Raw genomic sequence first — 17,670 nt, forward strand, 5'->3', positions numbered from 1 at the left:
AGCCAGCATGGTGAATCAGAAACTCACTGATTTGGGAATCCCAAATCGATTCAACTTAACCCCATCCCGCTTTAGAGCCAATGCGATTTGCCTCGCTCTCCTCGCTGCGCACCAGACACCGGGCGAGGCAAGCGCGCATCAGCGGCGCTGGGCCGCGCGTCGCCTCAAACGGTTAGCCAAACCGCGAAAAAGCCTAAATGTATCAGGGACCGGAGAAAGCCGGTTAGACAACGTATCGCATTGTTTTTATTGGGAAGCGCCACAACCACACGACTTCGCCGTCCGCCGATGTCGCGTTCGTCAGTCGCAACACCTGCGTCCACCGCATCCCACCGCAACGTTCGTGACGATCGCGAGCCGCCCCTCATCCGCCGTGAGACGCGCGGAGTTAAATCACTGATTTGCCCGACGGCGAAAGCGGAATGTTTTTTCTGCGAGGGCTGGACAGACTTTTGCTGATTTGCCCGTCGGGTTGATTTGTCGCACCCATTGCCTCCACATCATCATTGCGAGCGAAGCGAAGCAATCCATAGCGTCGCACGCGGAGGAATGGATTGCTTCGCGGAGCCTGTCATCGGGCGCGCGTTCGCGCGATCCGTTGGCTCGCAATGACGGCGGAGTTTGAGGCGCAGGAAGCAGTGGGTTACGCTTAACTTCCCCTGCGAACGGCCCTCAAGCGGGAGAGGTGGAAAGAGAGCAGATGCTGGAGGCCATCAAAACCTGGGCGCGCACGCTCAAGCGCGACAGTCGCGCTGTCTATCTGGCCGCCCGCGACCCGCGGGTGCCGTGGTACGCGAAGCTACTCGCCATTGCGGTTGCCGGATATGCGCTCTCGCCGATCGATCTCATTCCCGACTTCATTCCGGTGATCGGCTATCTCGACGATCTCGTGCTGGTGCCGCTCGGCATCTGGCTCGTGATCGCGCTGGTTCCGAAGGAGATCATGGTCGAGTGCCGCGCCAGGGCGAGCGAAGCCTCGCCTCCGGCCAGCCGTGCCGCGATGGCCATCATCATCCTCGTCTGGATCAGTGCGGCGCTGGCGCTTGGCTGGGCCGCCTACAGGTATTGGGGTTAGAACGTCGCCCGAACTCCTGCATAGAAGGCGCGCGGCCGTGCCGGGCTGACCGAGCGCGGGTCGGTGAACGGCACCCCGCCGGCGGCGAAATTGGGCACCTGGTCCGTCTCGAAGAAGGTGCCGTAGGTCGCGTATCGGCTGTCGAGGAGGTTATCGATACGACCATAGATCTGGACGTTCTTGGTGAGCTGGTAGGAGGCGTGGGCATTGAACACCGCGTAGGACGCTAGCTTCGGCGCCTGGTTGGAATCGTCGCCGACAAAATACTGGCCGCTGACGTAGATCGCGTCCGCGCCGACCTTGAACTGATCGGTGAGCGCATAGTCGAAGCCGGCCTTGATGCGATGGCGGGGAACCGCAGGAACCTGGTTGCCGGGCAGGATCTGCACATTGCCGTTTTCATCGGCGAAGGGACTGTTGGAGCCGACCTGCAGCGCATCCAGGAACCGCGCGTCGATGAAGGCATAGCTCGCATACATCTGCAGCGCGGATGATTTCACCTGGATTTCGGCCTCGACGCCCTGTCGTCGCGTCGAACCGACATTCTGGAAATACCCGAAGCCCTGCAGCACCGGGCTTGGGATGGCGAGAATGTCGTTGTTGTTGGTGGTGCGGAAGCCGCCGACTTTCCAGGACAGCGCGCCGATGTTCAATTCCTTGGTGCCGCGCAGGCCGGCCTCGACGGTGCGCGACACCACCTGCTGCAGTGGCGGATCGGAGACCAGGAAGGCGCCAACAATGCAGGGGCGCGCGGGATCGGCGCAACCCAGCTCCAGCGGCGTCGGCGCGCGATTGGCTTCGGAGTAGCCGGCATAGGCGGTCAGCTCCGGTGTGATCTTGTAGGTGCCGCCGATGATCGGGTTGAAGCGGTCATAGATGCTGTAGCCGTTCAGGGCGGTGCCGATCTGGTCCTCAAGCCTGATGCGCGCATCGTTATAGCGGCCGCCCGCGGTGATCGAGAACGCATTCGTGACGTCGAAGGTGTCGAGCGCATAGATGCCGGTATACTGATTGGTGGTGCGCAGCGAGACCGGGCCGATCGAGACGGGATCGCCGGACTGGCCGAGAAAGATGCCGCTGCCGCTGACGACGTAGTTGGGGCCGATGGTGCCGAGCTCCGCACTCGCGGTGAAGTTCGAGACGCTGGTGTCGAAGCTGGCACCGATCGTGAAGCGGTTGTCATGGCCGAAGAGTTGATCCGTGTTCGTCGCCGCCAGTTGCATGCCCCCCGTGGTCGATTTCGTCGTGGTGCGGTCGTTCTCGCCAAGCACCGCGCCCGCCGGAAACGGATTGGCGAGCTGGACGCCGTTCAGGCCGTTTGCCGGGACATCATCGCTGTTGAAGCACAGTAGCCCTGCATCGGCCTCGCACGGCTCCGTCGCTGTCGGATTGCCGTCTTGCGTCTTCTGTTTGTAGAACCGCAGATGCGCGGCACCCTCGATGGTCCAGGTCGGGGTCGCCTCCACCTTTCCCGTCAGGTTGAAGTAGCCGACCTTGTTGGCGGTGGTTTGCGGCGTGGTGTAGGTCGCGCCCCAATATCGCTGCAGCAGTTCGACCGGCACGGTGGCCGCCGCGCCGAACTTGTTATCGGCGAGGCCGATATTGAGATGGAATTCGCTGACGTCGTTCTTGTGGGCGACGTCGCCGTAGAAGCGGCGGACGTCGGAAGGAGAGAAGTTGCGAAAGCCGTTGTCGTGCAGACCTTCCAGCGCGCCATACACGGCAAAATTGTCGATCTGCTTGCCCCATTGCGCCGCGCCCTGGATGCGGCCGAACGAGCCGCCCATGGTGTTGATCTCGGCGCCCTGATAGGAAAAGCCGTCCTTCATCTGGACGACGACTGCGCCGCCCAGCGCGTTGAGACCGAAGGCTGGATTGTTGGTCACAACATCGATCGACCTGACCGCACTGGTTGGAATCAGGTCCCAGTTGACGGTGTCACCGAAGGCTTCGTTGATCCGTACCCCGTTCTGGTAGACCGCAAGGCCCTGCGGCGTGCCTGCCACCGGAGACGCCACGAAGCCGCGGAACTGGACATCAGGCTGGAAGGGATTGCCGGCGACCTCGTTGACGATGATGCCCGGCACGCGCTGGTCGAGCGCAGTCGTGATATTGAGCGAATCGGTTCGCGCGATTTCCCTGCTGTCGACGACATTGACGGCTGCCGGAATCTTGTCCGCTTCGACCGCAGCGGCCGAATCCGAGGTCGGCGTCGGCGCGGTCGGGACATAAACGACCCTTGGCGCTCTTGTCCGCGCGCGCACGGGAGCCGCCGTAGGACGGCCGCGCCTGGCGCGGTCTGCAGGCGTCACCTCCACCGGCGGCAATGTCTCGACCTGCTGGCCCCCGCTCTGGGCGAATCCGATCTCGTTCCCGACGACAACGATAACACCCGTCGCAATCGATGCGACAAGCAGCACCCGCACGCCCGCCATTTACCACCCGTTCCACCCACCGTCCGGCCGTTGTCGCCGATTCAAGCGATACTAGAGTGCAGAACGCGCAGTGCGCCACCTGCAAGTGTTCCCGAAAGTTTCGGGAAAATTCCCGATCCGCTTCGGCCAGCGCCATCGGCCATCGACAATATCTGCTATATGCCGACCCCTCACGAGTTCCTCTCTGGATGCACCAATGAAGCCAATCTCCGGCACGCAGCCGAAGCCGTCTGACGCCGCACCAATTGTTGCTCCCACCGAATTGCGCCGGCGCTGGCGGGCCGGCGAGGAGGTGGCGCTGCTCGACGTGCGCGAGGAAGGCCCCTACTCGCTGGCGCATCCGTTCTTCGCCGTCTCCCTGCCGCTTTCGCAGATCGAGCTGCGTGTTCTCGATCTGATCCCGCGGCTTGGCGCCCCCATTGTCGTGTACGACGACGGCGAAGGATATGCCGAGCGGGCGGCGACACGCATTTCAGCGCTCGGCTATACGGATGTCTCGATCCTCGACGGCGGCCTCGGAGCTTATCGGGCGGTCGGCGAGGTCTTTCGCGACGTCAATGTCCCGAGCAAGGCGTTCGGCGAGCTCGTCGAGGCGATCCGCCACACACCTTCCCTGTCGGCGAACGAGGTCAAGGCCCTGATCGAGACCGAGCCCGATCTGGTCGTGCTCGACGCCCGCCGGTTCGAGGAATACCGGACCATGAGCATTCCGCGCGGCGTCAGCGTTCCCGGCGGTGAGCTCGCGTTTCGCGCAAGGGAAATCGCGCCTGCGCCCGGCACCACCATCATCGTCAATTGCGCCGGCCGGACGCGCAGCATCATCGGCACGCAGTCGCTGATCAATGCCGGGCTTCCCAACAAAATCTTCGCGCTGCGAAACGGCACGATCGGCTGGACCTTGGCCGGACATCAGGTCGAACGTGACAGGACCGACCGGTTCCTGGAGCGCCCCGAAGCGACTTATTCCACAGCACTAGCCAGCGCGACGCAATGGGCCGAGCGCGTTGGTGTTCCGGCCCTCGACCGCACCACATTCGATCGCTTTGTTGCGCAGGCGAATGAACGTACGCTCTATCTGCTCGATGTGCGGACGCCGGAGGAATACGAGCGCGGGCATCCGCCCGGCTTCGCCTCCGCACCTGGCGGGCAGCTCGTGCAGGCGACGGACGAATGGGTTGCCGTGCGCGGATCGCGGCTCGTGCTGTTCGATGACGACGGCGTTCGCGCACGCATGGCCGCATCCTGGTTGATCCAGATGGGCTGGGAGGCTCACATGGTCGGGCCGGAGGTGATTGGGGCGACCGAGGCCGGCACGCGGCCACCGCGCCGTCCCGTGCCGGCAGCCTCGGTCCCTACGATCGACGTGGCGGACCTGATCGCAAACCCCGATAGCTGGACCGTCATTGATCTCGCGCGCAGCCCCGCTTACGCCGCGGGCCATATCCCCGGCACGCATTTCGTGCTGGCCTCGCGCTTCACCGAGGATTTGCCGCGGCTGCCCGGCGAAGGAGCGATCGTTCTCACCAGCGCCGACGGCGACGAAGCCCTGTTCGCGCTTGCGGATGCGACCGCTTCGACGCAGCGCAAAGTAACCGTGCTGAAAGGCGGAACGCGCGCCTGGACCGGCAGCAATCAGCCGCTGGAGCGGGACCGGCATTCCTGGATCTCGCACCCTGATGATGTCTACAAGCGCCCCTATGAGGGAACGGACAATGCGGCGGCCGCGATGCAGGCCTATATCGATTGGGAGCTGCACCTTGTCGCCCAGCTCGCCAACGATTCAGTGTCCAACTTTCACGTCGTCTAGGTCTCAAGTCGTCTGGGGCGGCACAACCAGCTAGAGTATGATGTCATTAGGTTGAATCGGCCTGGCCGCAAGTTCACCTCTCCCGAAGGGAGAGGTAAAGAGCAGCACCCTTGGCGGATACAATTCGACCTCATCTCATGGAACTAGGCGCGCGCACCCGTAGGAACCAGCGCCTCCACCGTCACGCCATCAGACGACGAAACCGTCAGCGAGCCGCCCAATGCCAACAGGCGTTCGCGCATGCCGGTGAGGCCGAAGCCGAACTGGTGATCGGGGCTGAGGCCACGGCCGTTGTCGCGGACCCGCACCCGCGCACAACAGCGATTTCCCCGCACGCTGTCCGACTGCTCCGCCGGCTCGACCGTGACCGTGACCGCGGTCGCACCGGCATGGCGGAAGGCATTGGTCAGCGCTTCCTGGACGACGCGGTAGATCGTGAGATCGGCCGTCTCCCCGGTCTCGCCGAGGGAAGGAGAAATGGTTGTTTCGATCGCGACCTCCGGATGCGATTCCTTCCACAGGCGGAACAGGGCAGAGAGCGCCTCGTGAAGTCCGAGCTCAGCGAGCCCGATCGGCCGCAGCTTCTCCAATATCCGGCGCGTGAACTGCTGCAGCGCATTGACCTGCTCCAGCATCGCCCCGCCGTGCTTTCGCACCTGGTCCGGACTTGCCTCGCGCGCATCAGGTAGCCGCATCAACGCGCTTGCGTGAGCGCGCAGCGCGAACAAATGCGGGCCGAGTTCGTCGTGCAATTCGCGCGCGATCTCCTTGCGCTCGCGGTCCTGCAGCGAAAACGCGCGTTCGGCAAGCTGCCGCTTGTCCTCGATCGCCTCGCCGAGCGTGGTCGCGAGGTGGTTGAGCTGGCCGCAGATCGCAGCCAGCTCCGGCGCGCCGCCCGGCGTCACCCGAACATCGTATTGCCCGGCCTCGATCTTCGCCATGGCTTGCGACAGCTCTTCGAGCGGCGCCAGCGCACGGCCGACAACGCTTCTGATGATCAGGAAAAGCACGACGACGATCGCGGAACCGATCGCGAGCTGGGTGACGATGCCGTCCCAGATCTCCGCCATCTCGTCATTCGGATGCGAGGTGATCACGAGCGATTCCGATTTGCCGCGGATCGAGATCGGCACGCTAACGGACGTTGTCTCCGGATGGACGAGCGCGACGAACCAGGCCGGCGGCGACCGCGCTTCCTCGCGGCTCTCGGTCGCCTCGTCCTGCCCGGACTTTGCGGTCGCGCCGTCCTGCCGCATGATGCTGACGTGACGCAGCCGGCTCAGATCGCGAACGATCTGGTCGAGCCGGGCGTCAGGATCCGGCGCCTCGTTCAATCCGGCAACGATCGTGGTCACGAATTCCCGCGCCAAACGAATGACACTCTGGTCTTCGGCCTGGACCCGGGGCCCTGCCTCGACGACAAGCCGGGCGATGTTGATGGCGAGACCGAGCGCGAGGACGAGCGCCAGCAGCAGGTTGATCCGCCCGCGCAAGGAAAGTTTCTGCCACATCGCCTTTGCCCACGATCACCCGCGTTCGGTTCCTCAATCAAGAGGAGCGTTGACAGACAAATACCGCGTCTGTCTAATCGAAGGGTACAGCAATCGCGCTGGAGATGCATGAGCCAGCCTGCGGGCGAGCCGCGCTCGTGCATTCTGATGCGGTGCAGCAACGGACTGACGCAGCTATCCGGGACTTCAAGCATGCGCGTGCTGATCGTTGACGACCATCCGATCGTCGCTTCCGGCTGCCGCACCGTGTTCGCCGACGAGCCGGAGATCGAATTGCTTGAGGCATGCGACGCGGAAAGCGGCGAGCGCGTCTTTGTCGCCGAACGTCCCGACATCTCCGTGGTCGACATCAACTTGCCGACCGTCTCCGGCTTCGAACTGGCGCGGCGGATGCTGGCGCGGGACTATTCGGCGCGCATCATCATGTTCAGCATGAACGACGATCCGGTGTTCGCCGCCCGCGCCATCGAGATTGGCGCCAAGGGTTATGTGGCGAAGACTGGCGATCCCAACGATCTCGTCGAGGCGATCCGCGAAGTCGGCAATGGCGGCGTCTATCTGCCGCCCGCGATCGCGCGGCGCGTGGCCTTTGCCGGCCCCGCCGCGGCGCAGAGCCCGCTGTCGAAGCTCAATCCGCGCGAGATGGAGATCCTGCGCCTATTGAGTGCCGGCAAGACGCTCTCCGAGATCGCCTGGCTGGTTCATTCTTCCTACAAGACCGTCGCCAACACCTCCTCGATCATGCGCCAGAAACTGGGCGTGCGCACCTCAGCCGAACTGGTGCGGTTGGCGATCGAGAGCGGCGTCGCCTGAAGATCGCGCACGCATGATGCGGAATTGCAGGCAGCGGTTTTCCGAAAAGATTATGCGCAGACATAGAAGAGCGCCGGAGTGCTGGAGATGACGATTCAGACCGTTTCGACCAACAAATCCCATGGCGGCATCCAGGGCGTGTACAAGCATGCCAGCCGCGAAACCAAGACCGACATGACCTTTTCGGTTTATGTCCCCCCGCATCCGGCGGGCGCGAAGCTGCCGGTGGTGTACTATCTCTCCGGCCTGACCTGCACCCATGCCAATGTCACCGAAAAGGGCGAATACCGCGACACCTGCGCCGATCTCGGCCTGATCTTCGTGGCGCCCGACACCAGCCCGCGCGGCGAGGGCGTACCCGGGGATCCCGCCGGCGCCTATGACTTCGGGCTTGGCGCCGGTTTCTATGTCGACGCCACGCAGGAGCCGTTTGCGCAGAACTACCGGATGTGGAGCTATGTGACGCAGGAATTGCCGCAACTCGTTGCCGCGAATTTCCCGGTCGATCCCGTGCGGCAGTCGATCATGGGCCACTCCATGGGCGGCCATGGCGCGCTGACGGTGGCGCTGCGCCATCCCAACCGCTATCGCGCCGCGAGTGCTTTTGCGCCAATCGTGGCGCCATCACAGGTCCCCTGGGGCATCAAGGCCCTCGGCGGCTATCTCGGCGATGACAGAAGCGCTTGGCGCAAGCACGACACGGTGGCGCTGATCGAGGACGGCGCGCGGTTTTCCGACCTCTTGGTGGACATCGGCGATGCCGACTCCTTCCTTGCTGAACAGCTTCGCCCGGAACTGCTGCAACAGGCCTGCGCGCAGGCAAATATCCCGCTCCTGCTCCGACGCCAGGAAGGCTACGATCATAGCTATTATTTCATCTCCACCTTCATGAGCGATCACTTGCGCTGGCACGCCGCGCGGCTGACGGCCTGAACCATCTCTATTGCGGCCACGGGTACGGCGGCATTCGACATCATTGCCGCGACGGCAGACCGCGCTCTCATGATCGTGATCGGGCGGAATCGAGGACGTCGCAACGACAAAATGCGGGGTTGCAAGCCAGGACAATTCAGTCATCTTGCAGCCCAAGAGCAGCTCCATCGTCGATCAAGGCGAGGAGGCGTTCGGAGGAAACATGGTCCGATGGCTGGTCGCCGCAATCGGTCTGATCGCAATGACGGTGCCCGTGCGTGCCGCCGAGCCGATCGAGATCGGCATCGGCTATCTCGGCCGCGCCGGCGTGCAGCAGACACTGTCGCTGGTCGAGCAGCCCGCCGAGAATGACGGCATCGCCGGGGCACGGCTTGCGATCGAGGACAACAACACCACCGGAAAATTCCTCAACCAGCGCTTTAACCTGGAAGAGGTCCGTCTCAAGGAAGGCGAGGACGTCGCGAAGGCCGCGACTGCGCTCGCCGATCGCAATGGCTTCATCATCGCCGATCTTCCACCGGATGCGCTGCTGCAGGCGGCGGACGCACTGCGCGATCGCGGCACGGTGCTCTTGAACGCCGGCGCGATCGACGACCGGCTGCGTGAGCAGGACTGCCGCGCCAACGTGATCCACGTCGCGCCGACGCGCTCGATGCTGGCGGATGCGCTGGCGCAATATCTGGTGTGGAAGCAATGGAAGCGCTGGTTCCTGGTGGTCGGCTCACACGACAAGGACAAGCTCTATGCCGATGCGCTGCGCCGCGCGGCGACGCGGTTCGGCGCCAAGATCGTGCAGGAAAAGATCTTCGAGGACACCGGCGGCGCCCGCCGCACTGACAGCGGCGTGACGCTGATCCAGCGGCAGATGCCGGTCTTCACCCAGCAGATTCCGGCCTATGACGTGCTGGTTGCCGCTGATGAAAGCGAAGTCTTCGCGTCCTATCTGCCCTATCGCACCTGGGACCCGCGGCCGGTCGCGGGCTCGGCCGGGCTCGTGCCGACGAGCTGGGACGCAGCGCAGGATCAGTGGGGCGCGGTCCAGATCCAGAACCGCTTCGTGAAACTGAATTCGCGGCGCATGACCGCGCTCGACATGCAGGCCTGGACCGCCGCGCGCATGATCGGCGAAGCCGCCTCGCGCACGAACTCGGGCGACCCGAAGAAGCTGCTTGCTTTCCTCAAGGGACCGGATTTTTCGGTGGCGGCGTTCAAGGGCACGCGGCTGACGCTGCGCGACTGGAACCTGCAGCTTCGCCAGCCGATTCTTCTGGTCGATGGGCGCATGGTCGTCTCGGTGTCGCCGCAGGAAGGTTTCCTGCACCAGGTCTCCGAGCTCGACACGCTCGGCGTCGACCGTCCCGAGACGAAATGCAAGCTGCAATGAGGGAGAGATCGCGCATGTGGCGCCGCTGTCTGCTTTCCGGAACGGTCCTTTGGCTCACGGCCGCCGCCCCCGCTTCCGCCTTCATGGCTTACGTCTCGAACGAGAAGGGCAACACCGTCTCCGTGATCGACACCGATAGCTGGACGGTGACAAAGACCATCAAGGTTGGCCAACGCCCGCGCGGCATCGAGTTCAGCCGCGACGGCAAGTTCGTGATGGTCGCGGTCGGCGACGACGATACCATCCAGGTGATCGACGCCAAGAAGCAGGAGGTGGTTGATACCCTGCCCTCCGGTCCCGATCCGGAACTGTTCACCCAGGATGCCGCGGGCAAGATCATGTATGTCGCCAATGAGAACGACAACACGGTGACCGTGATCGATCTCGAGAAGCGCGCCCGCATCGGCGACGTCCAGGTCGGCGTCGAGCCGGAGGGCATGACGATCAGCCCGGATGGCAAGATCCTGATCAACACCTCCGAGACCACCAACATGGCGCATTTCATCGACACGTCGACGCGCCAGATCGTCGCCAACGTGCTAGTCGACGCCCGGCCGCGCTTTGCCGAGTTCAAGCATGACGGCTCGGAATTGTGGGTCTCGTCCGAGATCGGCGGCACGGTGTCGATCGTCGATCCGGTCAAGCACGTGGTGACTGGCAAGGTCACCTTCAACATTCCCGGCCTACGCAGCGAGGCCATCCAGCCGGTCGGGATCGGCATGACCAAGGACGACAAGACCGCCTTCGTCGCGCTCGGCCCCGCCAACCGCATCGCGGTGGTCGACGCCGTCAATCACAAGGTGATCAAATATCTCCTGGTCGGGCAGCGGGTCTGGCACATGGCGTTCACGCCGGACGAGAAATACCTGCTGGTGACCAATGGCGTGTCCAACGACGTCTCCGTCATCGACGTCGCCGCGCAAAAGGTGATCAAGACCATCCAGGTCGGCGAACTTCCCTGGGGCGTTACGATTGCACCGCAATGACAGCAGCCGAGATACCCATCGCTGACAAATCATCCCCGGACATGTCGGCCCGGCAGGATCCTGCCGGCGTCGCCGCTCTGTCGATCGAAGGCGTCAGCCATTCCTATGGCGCGCGCCGCGCGCTGGTCGATGTGAGCTTTGACGTCGCGCCGGCGAGCTTCACCGCGCTGCTCGGCCTGAACGGCGCCGGCAAGAGCACGCTGTTCTCGCTGATCACCCGATTGTTCGGCATCCAGGCAGGTCGCATCGGCATTTTCGGCCATGATATCAGCCACGCGCCGGGCGAGGCGCTGCGGCTGCTCGGCGTCGTGTTCCAGCCGCGCACGCTCGACCTCGACCTCTCGGTGACGCAGAACCTGCTCTATCACGCCGCCCTGCACGGCATCGGCCGGCGCGAGGCGCGGCTGCGCTCAGGCGAGGTGCTGGCGCGTATCGCGCTCTCCGACCGCGCCGGCAGCAAGGTGCGCGATCTCTCCGGCGGCCAGATGCGCCGGCTGGAGATCGCGCGTGCACTGCTGCACCGGCCGCGCCTGTTGCTGCTGGACGAGGCGACGGTCGGCCTCGACGTCAAGGCCCGTTCAGACATCCTTAACCACGTCCGGCAGCTCGTCTCCGAACAAGGCATCGGCGTGCTCTGGGCCACGCATTTGTTCGACGAGATCACGGCAAGCGATGACCTCGTGGTGCTGCACCAGGGCAAGGTGCTGGCGCGCGGCCAGGTCTCACGCGTGATCGCGGACACTGGCGCGCAGGACATCAACACCGCCTTCATGCGCCTGACCGGGGCTGCAGGGAAAGCCGGGAGCGAGGCATCATGAGCTCCATCACCGTCACGCCGTCGCGGCGCGGCTTCTCCTTTGCCGAATACCTCACCTGCCTGAACGGCATTGTGTGGCGCGAGGCGCTGCGCTTTCTGCATCAGCGCGAACGCTTCGTCTCGGCGCTGGTCAGGCCGCTGGTATGGCTGTTCATCTTCGCCGCGGGCTTCCGCCAGGTGCTGGGCATCTCGATCATTCCGCCCTACGAGACCTACATCCTCTACGAGGTCTATATCGCGCCGGGACTGATGGCGATGATCCAGCTTTTCAACGGCATGCAATCCTCGCTCTCGATGGTCTATGACCGCGAGATGGGCAATATGCGCACGCTGCTGGTGAGCCCGCTGCCGCGCGGCTACCTGTTATTCTGCAAACTGCTGGCGGGCACGGCGGTCTCGCTGTTGCAGGTCTATGCCTTCCTCGTCATCGCATGGCTCTGGGACATCACGCCGCCGCCGATCGGCTATCTCACCGTGCTGCCGGCGCTGGTGCTATCAGGGCTGATGTTGGGGGCGCTCGGCATGCTGATCTCCTCGGGGATCAAGCAGCTCGAGAATTTTGCCGGCGTCATGAACTTCGTGATCTTTCCGATGTTCTTTGCCTCATCCGCGCTGTATCCGCTGTGGCGCGTGCAGGAAGGCAGCCCGATGCTTTACTATGTCTGCCAGTTCAATCCATTCACCCACGCGGTCGAATTGATCCGCTTTGCGCTGTATGGCCAGATCAACTGGATTTCGCTCGGCGTCGTCGCCGGCTGCACGGCGGTCTTCATGATCGGCGCGATCCTGGCCTACGATCCCTCGCGTGGTTTGGCGCGGCGCGGGCCTGCGGGAGGGGAGACATGATCGGGCGGATTGCGATCGGAACATTGCTTGCCATCGCGGCGTCGCTCGGGATCGCGCACGCCGCGGATCCGCGCTATCCCGACTGGCCCTGCGCGCAGGCCAAAGTGCCGGAGATTTCGCTCGCGGCGGTCTGGGCGGGACCGCCGCTCGACGACGTCCAGAACAAATGGAAAGAGGACCCCAAGATCAGCGTGCTGGTCGAGAAGCTGGCCGCGCGGCGCACGCCGCTTGATGATGCCCAAAAGGCGATCACTGACTTCCTTGCGGCTTCCGCGTCCGACAAGACCACCGCCGGCAAGCTGCTGTTCGCCGGCTTGTTCGATTCGCTCAACGCCCAGCGTTCCTCGGTCATGAACGGCATCGAGCGGGTGACGCGCAAGCAACGCGAGGCGGCCGAGAAGGTCCGCGCCGATACGCTCGCGCTGCAGGCGCTGCAGAACGCGTCCTCGCCCGATCAGGCCAAGATCGACGAACTCAGCAACCAGCTCCTGTGGGAAACACGGATATTCGAGGACCGCCAACGTGTGGTCAGATTTGTCTGCGAAGTACCGACAACGATCGACCAGCGCCTGTTCGCGCTTGGCCGTACGATCCAGCAAGAGATGGAGTAGCGCCGGTTCCGGCGCAAAAAGGTCAGTACAGCTCACCTTTTGTCCGGTTCCGCCAACTAAATGCCGGAACCAAACGTGATTCCAGCGTCTTGTCGCTCAAGCCATCTCGAAACCCGGAGAGTTTTGATGAGAACAACGACGATCATCTTGGCGGGCGCGACGGCCCTCGGAATCTTTGCAACCGCGGCTTCGGCTCAACAAAACATGACGGGAACCATCACCAAGATCGACCGGCTGAATAGCACCATCTCGATCCAGCAAACGCAGAGCGGCACGGTCGGCGCAGGCAGTGGCGCGATCCAGGAGTTCAAGGTGACTGATACCAACAAGCTTGAACCCTTCCACGCCGGCGACAAGGTGAACTTCTCCGCCTCCGAAGGCGGCAGCACCAAGACCATCACCGACCTGAAGAAGCAGTGAGTCGCAGGTCGGAGCCTCGGCGTTTCCCCGTCATTGCGAGCGGAGCGAAGCAATCCATGTCTCCGCAAGCGGCGCGATGGATTGCTTCGCTTGCGCTCGCAATGACGTCGAGAGGAGGAGCCGGCAGCCGAGCCTCGGCCGTCGTCCAATCTGGATCAGGTCTCTGTTTCATCTAAGCGAAACCGCGCGGTCTATTTCTCTTCACCCGTCCGCGGCTCCGGCTTGGCTTCGACGAGTGGTAGGCCTGCGCGCTCCCATCCATCGGATCCCAGGGGATACCAGGCGATGTTGGAATAGCCGTAAGTTTGCGCGCGCCTGGCTGCATTCCACGACATCCAGCAATTTTCCTGGCAATAGATCACGAGCAGCGCCGCCTTGTTGCCATCCGAGGCGCGCTCAAGGCCGTGGCGAAGATAGTCTTCGGTGACGTCAGCGAGTTTTCCGTAGCCGGTGTCGGGCAGCCAGATGCTGCCGGGGATGTTGTGCCGCGGCTTGTCACGCCACACCGTGCCTTCGGGCAGGTTGGCGGGCTTAGGCGGACGCGGTAGCACATCGACGAAGGCGCCGGTCTTGTCGCGCCAGATCGCCTCCGCTTCCGCGGTCGAGAGCACGCGGGCGCCGGCGAGCGTCGCCGGCACCGGCGCCCGGTAATTTTCGGTGCGGTAGTCTTGCGGCTCAGGGACCTGCGGCTGCGCATGGGCCGCGACGACGAGCGACGCGGCGGCAACGACCAGGCTCGTGAGCCACCGCCTCATGGCGATTTCGCCGCCGTGTCCGGGCCGATCGGCCGATCGTTCTCGTCCAGGAGCGGCACGCCGTAATCGAGCAGGATCTTGTTGATCTCGCCCTGGTTCTCCTGGATCAGGCGGTTGAGCTGGCGTTTCCAGTTTTGGTCCGCCGGGCGCACGCCCATGCCGATCCGATAGATGAGCTTTGGACCCGTCGTCTCCTTCACCAGCGGCGTAACGTGCAGCGGCGGATTAGCCTCCTTGGCATAGAAGCCGGCCATCGGCCCCCACAACACGCCGGCATCGATCTCGCCCTTGGCAAGATCTTTCATCATCGCTTCCGCGGAAGAGTCGATGCGCGTATCGATCATCAATGGATAGGGTTTTGCAGTCGCCATCAGGCCGGCCGCGGCCATATTGGTGCCGGGCGGCGTGCCGGCGACGATGCCGATATGCTTGCCCTTCAGCCGCTCGTCCTCGAGCGTGGTCACATCGTCGAGGCCGCTGCCTTGCTTCGTGACCAGTGCATAGGCGGTGCGATAATAGGGATTGGTGCCCTGGGCCAGTTCGTCGCCCTGCGGGAAGCCCATGATGACGTCGCAGCGATGCGAGCCGAGCGTCATCCGCACGAAGCCGGTCGCCTGCGGAAAATAGGTGAACTCAAGCTTCTTCTGCAGTTTCTGAGCAAACAGCTCGGCGAGCTTGTTCTCAAAGCCTTCGCCCTTCTCGTTGGAGAAGGGCAGATTCCGCGGGTCGGCACAGACGCGCAGAACCTTGGGATCGATCAATTCGATCGAGAGATCGCCGCTTTCATTGGTCTGCGCGCGAGCGGCACCATACCCGATTGCCATCGTGGCGATCGCAAGCAGCGCCGGCAACAAGCGGCGATATTGTCCGGCACCCGCCATCGCGCTTCCTCCTCTTTCTTGTTTGGGGCTAACCATAGATTGCCCGGCGCGTCACAGCGTGCAACAGATTCGTGATGATCTCGCCGGCGTGCTGCAGCGCAAACAGGCGTGACGTGAGTGCGAAACGGCCGATGTCGCTTCGCGCATGAACTTGGGCGGAAACATGGCTCGCATCGTCTCGCTGATCGCGCTTGTCGCTGCACTCTGCCTATCGACCCTAGCGCGGGCGCAGGAGCAAGAATTGCCTGTGAGCGAAGTCGCGCCAGGAATATTCGTGCACCTCGGCGATATCGCCCTGATGACCGGCGAGAATGAAGGCGCTATCGCCAACATCGGATTCGTCGTCGGCGACAGCGCCGTCGCGGTGATCGACACCGGCGGCAGCGTCCGCGAGGGACGGCGACTGTTGGCCTCCATCCGCGCCCGCACCGACAAGCCGGTCCGCTATGTCATCAACACCCACGCCCATCCCGATCATGCCTTCGGCAACGCGGCGTTTGCGGGTGATGGAACCGTTTTCGTGGGCCACAAGAAGCTTCCCGACGCGCTGACCGCGCGCGGCCAGTTCTATCTCGAGGCATTCCGCCGGACGATGGGCGCGAAACTGATGGATGACGTGCGCATCGTGCCGCCCACGATGCTCGTCGATGGCGGCCTCGCGCTCGATCTCGGTGGACGATCGCTTACACTAAGGGCATGGCCGACCGCGCATAGCGATAATGACCTCACCGTGTTCGATGAGAAGACCCGGACCTTGTTCGCCGGCGATCTTGTCTTCGTCACCCATATCCCTGTTGTCGACGGCAGCATCAAAGGCTGGCTCACCATCCTCGGCGAACTTGCCGCCCTGCCCGCTCAGCGTGTGGTTCCCGGTCACGGGCCCGTGAGCGAATGGCCGGCAGCCCTGGCCGATGAGCGCCACTATCTCGAGACGCTGGCAGCCGACGTGCGCGCGCTGATCGCAAAGGGCAAGCCGATCACCGCTGCCGCCGAAAGTGCCGCGGCATCGGAGCGACCGCACTGGCAATTGTTCGACGAGTACAACGCCCGCAACGCAACTGCAGCATTTTCGCAATTGGAGTGGGAATAGGCTTGGCGAGGCCATATAGTACGGGCGTTGCTTCCATCCTCGCCGCGGGGAGAACGACCATGTCCGGAGCACCTTTCCGTCTCGTCTATATCGCTGGCCTCCTGGGCATCATCGCGTTTGCCGCGCGCCTTGCGCCCGCGGTGAGCGCGGAGGCCTATGATCCCTGGCCCGGCCTGGTCCAGGACATCTTCAACAATCGCCCGATGAGCGACGGCAGCAACGTGATCGCGCTCGAGATGCCGGCTCGTGCGGAGGATGCCGCCATCGTGCCGGTGACGCTGCGCAGCAAGCTCGCGCCCGACGACACCCGCCGCGTGCGGACGATCACCCTCGTCATCGACCAGAACCCGGCGCCGATGGCGGCCAAGTTCGCGCTTGGGCCGGACGCCAACGTCACGGAAATCTCGACCCGCGTGCGCGTCAACAACTACACCGACGTCCATGCCGTAGCCGAACTCACCGACGGCAAGCTCTATGTGGTGAAGACTTACGTGAAGGCGTCCGGCGGCTGCGCTGCGCCCGCACTCAAGAACGCCGAGGAGGCCAAGGCCAGGCTCGGCCAGATCCGATATCGGCAGCTTTCGAAAGCTGGTGAAGGCTCCACAAGCGGAGCCCGGGAGGCGCAGGTCATGATCGGCCATCCCAACAATTCCGGCCTGCAGATGGACCAGGTGACGCAGCTCTATATTCCCGCCTTCTATGTCGACCGGCTGCAGCTCTGGCAGGACGACAGCCTGGTGCTGAAGATGGAAGGCGGAATCTCGATCTCCGAGGACCCCAATATCCGCTTCACCTATGTCTCGAATGGCGCCAAGCGTTTCCGCGCCGAGGCCAAGGACACCGACGGCCACGTGTTCGAGCACGAATGGAAGATCGATTCGGATAGTTGAAGGGTTTCAGAAGCACCTGACTTCTGCTTCGGCCTGGGCGCGGCGGAGATCGTTGAGGGCATTGGCCGCCTGTTCGGACGTGCGGAAGGGCGAGCCCATATCGCCTCTCACCTGGGACAGGCTGAGCACCGTCTCAGCGGTGACATAGCGGTCATAGGGAATCAGCGATGCGACCACGTCGATCGAGCACGAGCATTGCTCGATGGCGTGCCGTGTCTCGCCATTCGCCTTCAGGCAGCCGAACACGTATTCCGCGCGGGCGGCGGTCGGATAATCGTTGACCTCCTCGCCGCGCGCGATCGCCGCGGTTGCCGCGAATACGATCAAAGCGGCGACAATAGGTCGTACCGGTCCCGCAATCGTCATGACGATCCTCTCGCTTTCAATGGCGCAAGCTATGCTATGACTACGCGATA

Annotated in this window: 17 protein-coding genes; 12 read left to right on the plus strand and 5 right to left on the minus strand. The window is 63.5% G+C overall.

What is annotated here, in order from left to right; all coding sequences use genetic code 11:
* Positions 1-700 precede the first annotated feature (700 nt).
* Positions 701-1,075 carry a YkvA family protein gene (locus ACZXDY_RS33905; RefSeq protein ID WP_464348533.1) on the plus strand — a complete coding sequence of 125 codons (375 nt, stop codon included), beginning with the start codon at positions 701-703 and terminating at the stop codon, positions 1,073-1,075.
* On the opposite strand, the gene ACZXDY_RS33910 is transcribed toward ACZXDY_RS33905, so the two are convergent.
* On the minus strand, positions 1,072-3,510 hold the full coding sequence (locus tag ACZXDY_RS33910) for a TonB-dependent receptor (protein ID WP_464348534.1): 2,439 nt from the start codon (positions 3,508-3,510) through the stop codon (positions 1,072-1,074). The genes ACZXDY_RS33905 and ACZXDY_RS33910 overlap by 4 nt on opposite strands.
* 196 nt (positions 3,511-3,706) lie before the next feature.
* Between ACZXDY_RS33910 and ACZXDY_RS33915 the strand changes: the two genes are divergently transcribed.
* Positions 3,707-5,317, plus strand: a complete 1,611-nt coding sequence (locus ACZXDY_RS33915; RefSeq protein WP_464348535.1) for a rhodanese-like domain-containing protein — start codon at positions 3,707-3,709, stop codon at positions 5,315-5,317.
* 143 nt (positions 5,318-5,460) lie between these two features.
* On the opposite strand, the gene ACZXDY_RS33920 is transcribed toward ACZXDY_RS33915, so the two are convergent.
* Positions 5,461-6,828: a histidine kinase gene (locus ACZXDY_RS33920; protein WP_464348536.1), complete on the minus strand. Its 1,368-nt coding sequence runs from the start codon at positions 6,826-6,828 to the stop codon at positions 5,461-5,463.
* Between the two features lie 192 nt (positions 6,829-7,020).
* Between ACZXDY_RS33920 and ACZXDY_RS33925 the strand changes: the two genes are divergently transcribed.
* The 8 genes from ACZXDY_RS33925 (at position 7,021) to ACZXDY_RS33960 (ending at position 13,638) form a co-directional block, all read left to right on the plus strand.
* On the plus strand, positions 7,021-7,641 hold the full coding sequence (locus ACZXDY_RS33925; RefSeq protein WP_130229615.1) for a response regulator transcription factor: 621 nt from the start codon (positions 7,021-7,023) through the stop codon (positions 7,639-7,641).
* 87 nt (positions 7,642-7,728) lie between these two features.
* The gene (gene fghA, locus ACZXDY_RS33930; RefSeq protein ID WP_464348537.1) at positions 7,729-8,574 is read left to right on the plus strand and encodes an S-formylglutathione hydrolase; all 846 of its coding nucleotides are present in this window, start codon (positions 7,729-7,731) and stop codon (positions 8,572-8,574) included.
* Between the two features lie 202 nt (positions 8,575-8,776).
* A complete protein-coding gene (locus tag ACZXDY_RS33935; protein WP_464348538.1) occupies positions 8,777-9,958 on the plus strand; it encodes an ABC transporter substrate-binding protein in 1,182 nt (393 codons plus the stop codon).
* Between the two features lie 14 nt (positions 9,959-9,972).
* Entirely contained in the window at positions 9,973-10,944 is a 972-nt protein-coding gene (locus ACZXDY_RS33940) for a YVTN family beta-propeller repeat protein (RefSeq protein WP_464348539.1), read from the plus strand.
* 41 nt (positions 10,945-10,985) lie between these two features.
* Entirely contained in the window at positions 10,986-11,762 is a 777-nt protein-coding gene (locus ACZXDY_RS33945) for an ABC transporter ATP-binding protein (protein WP_464348555.1), read from the plus strand.
* Entirely contained in the window at positions 11,759-12,607 is an 849-nt protein-coding gene (locus ACZXDY_RS33950) for an ABC transporter permease (protein ID WP_464348540.1), read from the plus strand. Before ACZXDY_RS33945 ends, ACZXDY_RS33950 begins: the two co-directional genes overlap by 4 nt.
* The gene (locus tag ACZXDY_RS33955) at positions 12,604-13,218 is read left to right on the plus strand and encodes a hypothetical protein (protein ID WP_464348541.1); all 615 of its coding nucleotides are present in this window, start codon (positions 12,604-12,606) and stop codon (positions 13,216-13,218) included. Before ACZXDY_RS33950 ends, ACZXDY_RS33955 begins: the two co-directional genes overlap by 4 nt.
* A gap of 126 nt (positions 13,219-13,344) precedes the next feature.
* Positions 13,345-13,638: a copper-binding protein gene (locus tag ACZXDY_RS33960; protein ID WP_028162629.1), complete on the plus strand. Its 294-nt coding sequence runs from the start codon at positions 13,345-13,347 to the stop codon at positions 13,636-13,638.
* A 191-nt stretch (positions 13,639-13,829) separates the two neighbouring features.
* On the opposite strand, the gene ACZXDY_RS33965 is transcribed toward ACZXDY_RS33960, so the two are convergent.
* Entirely contained in the window at positions 13,830-14,393 is a 564-nt protein-coding gene (locus ACZXDY_RS33965) for a PQQ-dependent catabolism-associated CXXCW motif protein (protein WP_464348542.1), read from the minus strand.
* Positions 14,390-15,274 carry a substrate-binding domain-containing protein gene (locus tag ACZXDY_RS33970; protein WP_464348543.1) on the minus strand — a complete coding sequence of 295 codons (885 nt, stop codon included), beginning with the start codon at positions 15,272-15,274 and terminating at the stop codon, positions 14,390-14,392. The genes ACZXDY_RS33965 and ACZXDY_RS33970 overlap by 4 nt, the downstream gene beginning before the upstream one ends.
* Before the next feature lie 163 nt (positions 15,275-15,437).
* Between ACZXDY_RS33970 and ACZXDY_RS33975 the strand changes: the two genes are divergently transcribed.
* Together ACZXDY_RS33975 and ACZXDY_RS33980 are read left to right on the plus strand one after the other, a co-directional pair.
* On the plus strand, positions 15,438-16,364 hold the full coding sequence (locus ACZXDY_RS33975; RefSeq protein ID WP_464348544.1) for a quinoprotein relay system zinc metallohydrolase 2: 927 nt from the start codon (positions 15,438-15,440) through the stop codon (positions 16,362-16,364).
* A gap of 59 nt (positions 16,365-16,423) precedes the next feature.
* Complete coding sequence (locus ACZXDY_RS33980) at positions 16,424-17,254, plus strand: quinoprotein dehydrogenase-associated SoxYZ-like carrier (RefSeq protein ID WP_464348545.1); 831 nt, start codon at positions 16,424-16,426, stop codon at positions 17,252-17,254.
* Positions 17,255-17,260: 6 nt separating this feature from the next.
* Here the strand turns inward: ACZXDY_RS33980 and ACZXDY_RS33985 are convergent, their stop codons facing one another.
* Positions 17,261-17,620 (minus strand): hypothetical protein, encoded by a 360-nt coding sequence (locus tag ACZXDY_RS33985; RefSeq protein WP_028162634.1) that lies wholly within the window; start codon positions 17,618-17,620, stop codon positions 17,261-17,263.
* Between the last annotated feature and the right edge of the window lie 50 nt (positions 17,621-17,670).

This window comes from Bradyrhizobium sp. LeoB3 (assembly GCF_055456055.1).

What these genes read in the sequence shown, in the direction of transcription:
- ACZXDY_RS33905 (WP_464348533.1), top strand. Translation starts at nt 701, where the DNA reads ATGCTGGAGGCCATCAAAACCTGGGCGCGCACGCTCAAGCGCGACAGT.
- ACZXDY_RS33910 (WP_464348534.1), bottom strand. Translation starts at nt 3,510, where the DNA reads ATGGCGGGCGTGCGGGTGCTGCTTGTCGCATCGATTGCGACGGGTGTT.
- ACZXDY_RS33915 (WP_464348535.1), top strand. Translation starts at nt 3,707, where the DNA reads ATGAAGCCAATCTCCGGCACGCAGCCGAAGCCGTCTGACGCCGCACCA.
- ACZXDY_RS33920 (WP_464348536.1), bottom strand. Translation starts at nt 6,828, where the DNA reads ATGTGGCAGAAACTTTCCTTGCGCGGGCGGATCAACCTGCTGCTGGCG.
- ACZXDY_RS33925 (WP_130229615.1), top strand. Translation starts at nt 7,021, where the DNA reads ATGCGCGTGCTGATCGTTGACGACCATCCGATCGTCGCTTCCGGCTGC.
- fghA (WP_464348537.1), top strand. Translation starts at nt 7,729, where the DNA reads ATGACGATTCAGACCGTTTCGACCAACAAATCCCATGGCGGCATCCAG.
- ACZXDY_RS33935 (WP_464348538.1), top strand. Translation starts at nt 8,777, where the DNA reads ATGGTCCGATGGCTGGTCGCCGCAATCGGTCTGATCGCAATGACGGTG.
- ACZXDY_RS33940 (WP_464348539.1), top strand. Translation starts at nt 9,973, where the DNA reads ATGTGGCGCCGCTGTCTGCTTTCCGGAACGGTCCTTTGGCTCACGGCC.
- ACZXDY_RS33945 (WP_464348555.1), top strand. Translation starts at nt 10,986, where the DNA reads ATGTCGGCCCGGCAGGATCCTGCCGGCGTCGCCGCTCTGTCGATCGAA.
- ACZXDY_RS33950 (WP_464348540.1), top strand. Translation starts at nt 11,759, where the DNA reads ATGAGCTCCATCACCGTCACGCCGTCGCGGCGCGGCTTCTCCTTTGCC.
- ACZXDY_RS33955 (WP_464348541.1), top strand. Translation starts at nt 12,604, where the DNA reads ATGATCGGGCGGATTGCGATCGGAACATTGCTTGCCATCGCGGCGTCG.
- ACZXDY_RS33960 (WP_028162629.1), top strand. Translation starts at nt 13,345, where the DNA reads ATGAGAACAACGACGATCATCTTGGCGGGCGCGACGGCCCTCGGAATC.
- ACZXDY_RS33965 (WP_464348542.1), bottom strand. Translation starts at nt 14,393, where the DNA reads ATGAGGCGGTGGCTCACGAGCCTGGTCGTTGCCGCCGCGTCGCTCGTC.
- ACZXDY_RS33970 (WP_464348543.1), bottom strand. Translation starts at nt 15,274, where the DNA reads ATGGCGGGTGCCGGACAATATCGCCGCTTGTTGCCGGCGCTGCTTGCG.
- ACZXDY_RS33975 (WP_464348544.1), top strand. Translation starts at nt 15,438, where the DNA reads ATGGCTCGCATCGTCTCGCTGATCGCGCTTGTCGCTGCACTCTGCCTA.
- ACZXDY_RS33980 (WP_464348545.1), top strand. Translation starts at nt 16,424, where the DNA reads ATGTCCGGAGCACCTTTCCGTCTCGTCTATATCGCTGGCCTCCTGGGC.
- ACZXDY_RS33985 (WP_028162634.1), bottom strand. Translation starts at nt 17,620, where the DNA reads ATGACGATTGCGGGACCGGTACGACCTATTGTCGCCGCTTTGATCGTA.